This is a genomic window from Moraxella caviae (genome assembly GCF_002014985.1).
Classification (GTDB): domain Bacteria; phylum Pseudomonadota; class Gammaproteobacteria; order Pseudomonadales; family Moraxellaceae; genus Moraxella; species Moraxella caviae.
Genome location: NZ_MUXU01000006.1, coordinates 25,601 through 32,030 on the forward strand (window position 1 = coordinate 25,601; position 6,430 = coordinate 32,030).

At 47.5% G+C, this 6,430-nt stretch carries 7 protein-coding genes; all 7 read left to right on the top strand.

The genetic code is table 11. The features are described from left to right. Nucleotides 1-131: 131 nt before the first annotated feature. A complete protein-coding gene (locus tag B0181_RS00945) occupies nucleotides 132-1,166 on the top strand; it encodes an ABC transporter substrate-binding protein (RefSeq protein WP_078275629.1) in 1,035 nt (344 codons plus the stop codon). Between the two features lie 182 nt (nucleotides 1,167-1,348). After that, nucleotides 1,349-2,350: an ABC transporter substrate-binding protein gene (locus B0181_RS00950; protein ID WP_078275630.1), complete on the top strand. Its 1,002-nt coding sequence runs from the start codon at nucleotides 1,349-1,351 to the stop codon at nucleotides 2,348-2,350. A 418-nt stretch (nucleotides 2,351-2,768) separates the two neighbouring features. Then, nucleotides 2,769-3,692 (top strand): ABC transporter permease, encoded by a 924-nt coding sequence (locus tag B0181_RS00955; RefSeq protein ID WP_078275634.1) that lies wholly within the window; start codon nucleotides 2,769-2,771, stop codon nucleotides 3,690-3,692. A 13-nt stretch (nucleotides 3,693-3,705) separates the two neighbouring features. Further along, a complete protein-coding gene (locus tag B0181_RS00960) occupies nucleotides 3,706-4,500 on the top strand; it encodes an ABC transporter ATP-binding protein (protein ID WP_078275631.1) in 795 nt (264 codons plus the stop codon). Nucleotides 4,501-4,509: 9 nt separating this feature from the next. Further along, nucleotides 4,510-4,785: a hypothetical protein gene (locus B0181_RS00965; RefSeq protein ID WP_078275632.1), complete on the top strand. Its 276-nt coding sequence runs from the start codon at nucleotides 4,510-4,512 to the stop codon at nucleotides 4,783-4,785. A 280-nt stretch (nucleotides 4,786-5,065) separates the two neighbouring features. After that, on the top strand, nucleotides 5,066-5,974 hold the full coding sequence (gene purU / locus B0181_RS00970) for a formyltetrahydrofolate deformylase (RefSeq protein WP_078275633.1): 909 nt from the start codon (nucleotides 5,066-5,068) through the stop codon (nucleotides 5,972-5,974). A gap of 61 nt (nucleotides 5,975-6,035) precedes the next feature. Beyond that, nucleotides 6,036-6,430, top strand: a 395-nt coding sequence (locus B0181_RS00975) for an IS1595 family transposase (protein ID WP_143821559.1), incomplete at its 3' end; no start/stop codon positions are given.

Genomic DNA, 6,430 nt, shown 5'->3' on the forward strand with positions numbered 1-6,430 from the left:
TGAGTGGTCAATTTAAGATGATGAACCAACAAAGACGGTTTGCCAAGCCGAGCAATGATGGATTAGCACAACGGAAATTTTGTAAAAATAGTGTCGGGTTGGCGCGCGCCACACCCCTTTTGGAGTAAAAGATGTCTTGCTTAAAATTTACCACTTTTGCTGTATCGGCAGCATTATCCGCCACGCTTTTGGGCTGCTCAAACCAAGCACCAAAAGCCGATGAAGTGCACACGGTAGATGGCGCAGCAGTCAAAGAAGCCAAAACCATTGCCATCAGTGCCATCGTAGAGCATCCATCGCTGGACGACATTCGCCGTGGCGTGGTGGCAGGGCTTGCTGATTTGGGTTATAAGCAAGGCGAAAACTTGACGGTGAATTTCCAATCCGCTCAAGGCAATATGGCGACCGCAGGGCAAATCGCCAAGCAATTCGTGGCGGATAATCCAAATGCCATCGTGGCGATTTCTACGCCAACTGCGCAAACTTTGGCAGCTGCCACCGAGACCATTCCGCTCATTTACACCGCAGTATCTGACCCTGTGGCGGCTAAGCTGATTGACAACAACCAAGTCGGCATTCAGCCAAACATCACAGGGCTTTCTAGTCAGTTGCCGCTTGAGCCGCAAATTGAGCTGTTTAATAAAGTCAAGCCAGATGCTAAGCGTATCGGCTATGTGTACAGCCCCGGCGAAGCAAATTCAGTGGTGCTAAAAGAGCAGCTGTTGCAAATTTTGCCAAAATACGGCATGACTTTGGTGGACATTCCAGCCAACCGCTCATCAGACATCGCAGCTGCCACGCGTGCGCTTGATGGCAAGGCGGATTTGATTTACACTTCGCTGGATAACAACGTGGCGTCAGCGATGGAAGCGATGGTGCAAGTGGCGAACGAGCTGGATTTGCCAATCATTGCGTCTGATGAATTTTCGGTGCGCCGTGGGGCAGCGGCTGCGCTTGGCGTGAATGATTTTGATTTTGGTGTGGCGACTGCCAAACTGGTGGCGGACGTTTTGGACGGCAAAAAACCAAGCGAAGTGCCGCCAATCGTGATGAACGAGCTGACCTTGTACGTCAGTCCAAAGCACGCAGCCGAGCAGGGCGCAACGCTTGATGGCGCGTTGGTTGCCAGTGGTATTGATGTGGACACCACGCCACGCAGTGAATGATTTTAAACTTGTGCCATTGGCTAAAACGCATTTAAAATCAAATGCTTATCGGTTTTAAATTACGTTTTATGAGCGATGACAGTTGGTATGGCGCAAGTTAGTTTTACAGTTAAATTTTAAATCAACCCAGTTATTTGACTTTATCTAAAAGTTAAACCACTTCACAGCAATAGGAGATTGCAATGTTTAATCCAAATCGTACCGCAAAATTGTTCGGTATCAGCGTATTGGCAGCGGCGTTGTTCGGCTGCTCACAGGATAAAGCGGCAGACGCAACCGCAGCCCAAGCAGACACCAAAACCGTGGCAATCACCGCCATCGTTGAGCATCCTGCATTGGACGCAGCACGTCAAGGCGTGATTGAAAGTCTGGCAGAAGCAGGCTACAAAGAAGGCGAAAATTTGACGGTGAATTTCCAATCTGCACAAGGCAACCAAGCCACCGCAGGACAAATCGCCAAGCAGTTTGCGTCTGACAATCCTGATGCCATCGTGGCAATTTCTACACCATCAGCACAAGCCGTGGCAGCAGCGACCAGCACCATTCCTGTGGTGTTCACCGCGGTAACCAATCCTGTAGAAGCCAAACTGGTTTCAAGCGTTGAAGGTGGTGGTGCAAACATCACAGGTGCGTCTGACGCTTTGCCGTTTGAGCCGCAAGTTGCGCTGATTCAAGAAGTGCTGCCAAACGTGAAAAACGTAGGTTTTGTGTATAGTCCGGGTGAAGTGAACTCGGTAGAAACGCTAAAAGCACTAAAAGAGCATTTGCAAAAAGTGGGTATTAACTTGATTGAAGCGCCTGCCCAAAAATCAAGCGATGTGGCGATGGCAACCCAAAGTCTGGTGGGTAAAGTAGACATGATTTACACATCTACCGACAACAACGTCATCAATGCGTACGAAGCGCTTGCACAAGTGGCAAAAGAAGCGAAAATTCCTTTGATGTCATCAGACCCAAGCACCGTTGAGCGTGGTGCAGCGATTGCGCTGGGCGTGAACTACAAAGATTTGGGGCGTGAAACGGGCAAAATCACTGCGCGTATCCTAGGTGGTGAAAATGCAGGCGCAATCCCTGTGTACACCGCTGAAACGCTGGATTTGACCATCAATACCAAAAACGCCGCCGAGCAAGGTGTGAGCATTCCACAAGCGGTGCTTGACCGTGCGGCAAACATCGTTGAATAATTGTCAAAAAAGTTATTAAATGATGAAAAACGTCTTGTGCTTATATGAGTGCATTTCAGCGCAAATGAGCGCAAGGCGATGGGCGTGATAAAACTTGCTTATCAAAAAGTGAAAATCATGCTAAAATAGCAAAATTTTACCAAGGCACACGCCCGAATTTCGTGGTGTGTGTTTTGGTGTTTTGTGAAGTCGGCATTTGTTTGGGTGTTGATTGATGTAATGAATTGGTAAGATGTTGGCAAGCAATTAGCCAAAACCGCCAATCATCAGCCAAACCCATGCAAACCGACACATTGGCAAGGAATGCTGCTTGAGCCATGCTCAAAACTGCTGGTGGATACTGGCGGTGCATAAAGAATTTGTATACAACAAACTTGTGAATTTTGCTGCGTGGGCGGTGAAATCTTGGGGTGTTTTTATGTCAATGATTGCCTTTTTTGGCGCACTTGAAAGCGGCTTGATTTATGCGCTGATGGCGCTTGGCGTGCTGATTTCGTTCCGTATTTTGGATTTTCCAGATTTGACGGCAGACGGCAGTTTTCCGCTTGGCGGTGCGGTGGCAGGACTTGCGATTGTCTCAGGGCTAAACCCTTGGTTGGCGTGTGTGCTTGGCATGGGCGCAGGGGCGATGGCAGGCGTGGTTACTGCGTGGCTGAACGTCAAACTTGGCATTTTACACCTGTTGGCGGGTATCTTGGTGATGACCGCCTTATATTCTGTGAATTTGCGCATCATGGGCGCGCCAAACTTGTCATTGCTTGGCGAGCCAACCGTGTTTTCACCTTTTATTGAGGGTGGCAACGGCTTTTGGGTGCGTGCGCTGGTGGCAGGCGTGGTCGTTTTGGTGGCAAAATTGGTGCTGGATTGGTTTTTTAGCACGGAGACGGGTCTTTCTATGCGCGCCACAGGCTCAAATCTAAAAATGGCACAAGCGCAAGGCATTAACACGTCTTGGATTATTATTCTGGGCATGGCGATTAGTAATGGCTTGATTGCGCTGTCTGGTGCGCTGTTTGTGCAGACGCAAGGCAGTGCCGACATTTCTATCGGTATTGGTACGATTGTCATCGGTCTTGCGGCGGTTATCATTGGCGAGACGGTATTGAGTGCTAAAAAGATGTTTTGGATTACGCTGTCGGTGGTGATTGGTGCGGTGCTTTATAAGCTGTTCATTCAGATTGCGCTGTCTAGTCAGACGCTGCGCAGCATTGGTTTTGGGCCGCAGGATTTGAATTTGGTAACTGCGCTTTTGGTGGTGATTGTCTTGATGTTGCCAAAATTTCGCACAAGATTACTGGCTGGACTTGGCGTTCGTAAGTCTGGCAAATCACTGCAAAAATAAGGGGAAATGACTCATGATGCAAGCTAGCGATTTGCGTTTGACTTTTAACGCAGGCACGCCGATTGAAAACCCTGCTTTGCGTGGTATCAGCCTAAACATTGCCGATGGCGAATTTGTTACCGTCATTGGCACAAACGGCGCAGGCAAATCCACATTTTTGAACGCCATCAGCGGCGCAATCAAAGTGGACAGCGGTAAAATCATCATCAATGGCACAGACGTTACCAAAAAAGCCACGCACCAGCGCAGCAACTGGGTGGCGCGTGTTTTCCAAGACCCGATGGCGGGCACTTGCGAAGCCTTAACCATTGAAGAAAACATGGCACTTGCTTATAAGCGTGGTAGCAGCCGTGGACTAAAAGGCGCATTAAACAGCCATAACCGTGAGCTGTTTCGTGAAAAATTATCGGTGCTAAAATTGGGGCTGGAAAACCGCTTGACTGACCGCATGGGTCTGCTTTCTGGCGGACAACGCCAAGCGGTGAGCCTGCTTATGGCGAGTCTTCAGCCATCAAAAATTCTACTTTTGGACGAGCATACAGCCGCCCTAGATCCAAAAACAGCCGCCTTTGTGCTTGAGCTGACCGACAAAATCGTTACCGAAAATAAGCTGACCACCATGATGGTAACGCACTCCATGCAGCAGGCGCTGACGCACGGCACACGCACCGTCATGCTACACCAAGGACAAGTGGTGCTTGATGTGTCTGGCGATGAAAGACGTGGCATGGACGTGCCAGATTTGCTGGCGATGTTTGAAAAAACACGCGGTGAGAAAGTGGAAGATGATGCGTTGCTTTTGGGCTAAGGATACGGCATGAAACTAAACCCACGTTTGGCGAATGTGATTTCGCTGCTGCTGTTTTTCGTTGGCGTGATGGCGGTGGCGGTGTGCGTGATTGAAGATAATGGCTATGCGTATCACGCCTTTGTGCTGTGCGGCGCGCTGTCTGTGCTTGCTGAAGCCATCAGCTTGTACGCAGGCAATAAACAGCCCAATGCCACGCCACGCCAAAAACGCTTTATTTTGATTTTTCAAGCGGTGTTTTGGCTGATTGGTTGGGCGCTCGTGTATTCGTTTGATTTGTTTTAAAATTTATTTTTAAAAAGTGTGGCGAACTGGCGGCTTGTCGGTTTGATTTGCTGGTTTGATTGACAGCCAATTTTAAAGTTCACAAAATCATCGCAAACAAAAAGACTTGAGTGCGCACCAAGTCTTTTTGTGTTTTTAAAGTGCGCTTACTTTTTCAGTTCGGCTTAATTCGGCTTATTATTTAAGTATTGATACGCATTTCGTACCAAAAAGTAGAGTTAAAAATTTGACCAACTCAATTTCATCAACTTACTAAAACTCAAGAAACTAAGAAAAAATCATGAAAACCACAAAAACCACAACCAATTCTCCCAAATCGCCCATTCGCACAAACTACGATAACCACGCACGGCTTTTGGTAACTTGCCAAGACCAATCAGGCATCGTGCAGGCAGTGTCAGGGTTTTTGTATCATCATGGCGCAAACATTGTATCGCTTGACCAGCACACCACCGAAGCCTATGGCGGCAAATATTTCATGCGTGTGGAATTTCATGTGGACGATTTGCTTGCCAAAAAGGCGCAGCTCATTGAGACGTTTGAGCGCAATGTGGCGCAAAAATACGGCATGCAGTGGCGTTTGACGTGCAGCAGCGAGCTAAAACGTGTGGGCATTTTGGTGTCCAAAGAAGACCATGCGCTGCAAGAGCTTTTGTGGCGATACAGTCGCGGCGTGCTGCCGTGCGTGATTACAAAAGTGGTGTCTAACCATGAAGATTTGCGTGCGGACGTGGAAAAATTCGGCATTGAATTTGTGCATATTCCTGTGAATAAAGACAATAAAGCCGAAGCCTACGCCAAGATTGATGACATCATGCAGGGCAATGATTTGCTGGTGCTGGCACGCTATATGCAGATTTTAAGCCCTGAATTTGTGGAGCGTTGGCAGATGAAAGTGATTAACATTCACCATTCGTTTTTGCCTGCTTTTGTGGGCGCAAATCCGTATAAGCAAGCCTTTGATAAGGGCGTAAAACTCATCGGGGCGACCGCGCATTATGTAACGAGCGAGCTTGACGAAGGGCCAATCATTGAGCAGGGCGTGGAGCGTGTCAGCCATAATTACAGCGTGGAGCAGCTGCGTGAACTGGGGCGTGATATTGAGCGAGATGTGCTGGCACGAGCGGTGCTGTGGCATTTAGAAGACCGCATTATTTTAGATGGACATAAAACGGTGGTTTTTGATTGATGGTGGTTTTATAAAAACCGTTGGGGCTGTACTAGAATAACAACCATGTTATACTAGTTTTATGAAGATAACCCATTGTAAACTAAGTAAAAAAGTTCAAAAAAGACTGCTTGAATTTTTTGTACTCGAAGTTACTGCTAGAAGTGCAGCTGATTTACTGGGTATTCACCCTAATTCAGCAGCCCTTTTTTACCACAAAATCCGCCTTGTGATAGAATACCACTTAGCTCTTGAAGCCAACACTGTCTTTGATGGTGAAGTTGAACTTGATGAAAGTTACTTCGGCGGTATTCGTAAAGGCAAACGTGGTCGTGGTGCAGCTGGTAAAACTGCTGTATTTGGTTTATTAAAACGCAATGATAAAGTTTACACTGTTGTTGTTAAAGATACTAAGACAAATACACTAATGCCAATTATCACAAGTAAAATCAAGCCTGATAGCATTGTCTACACAGA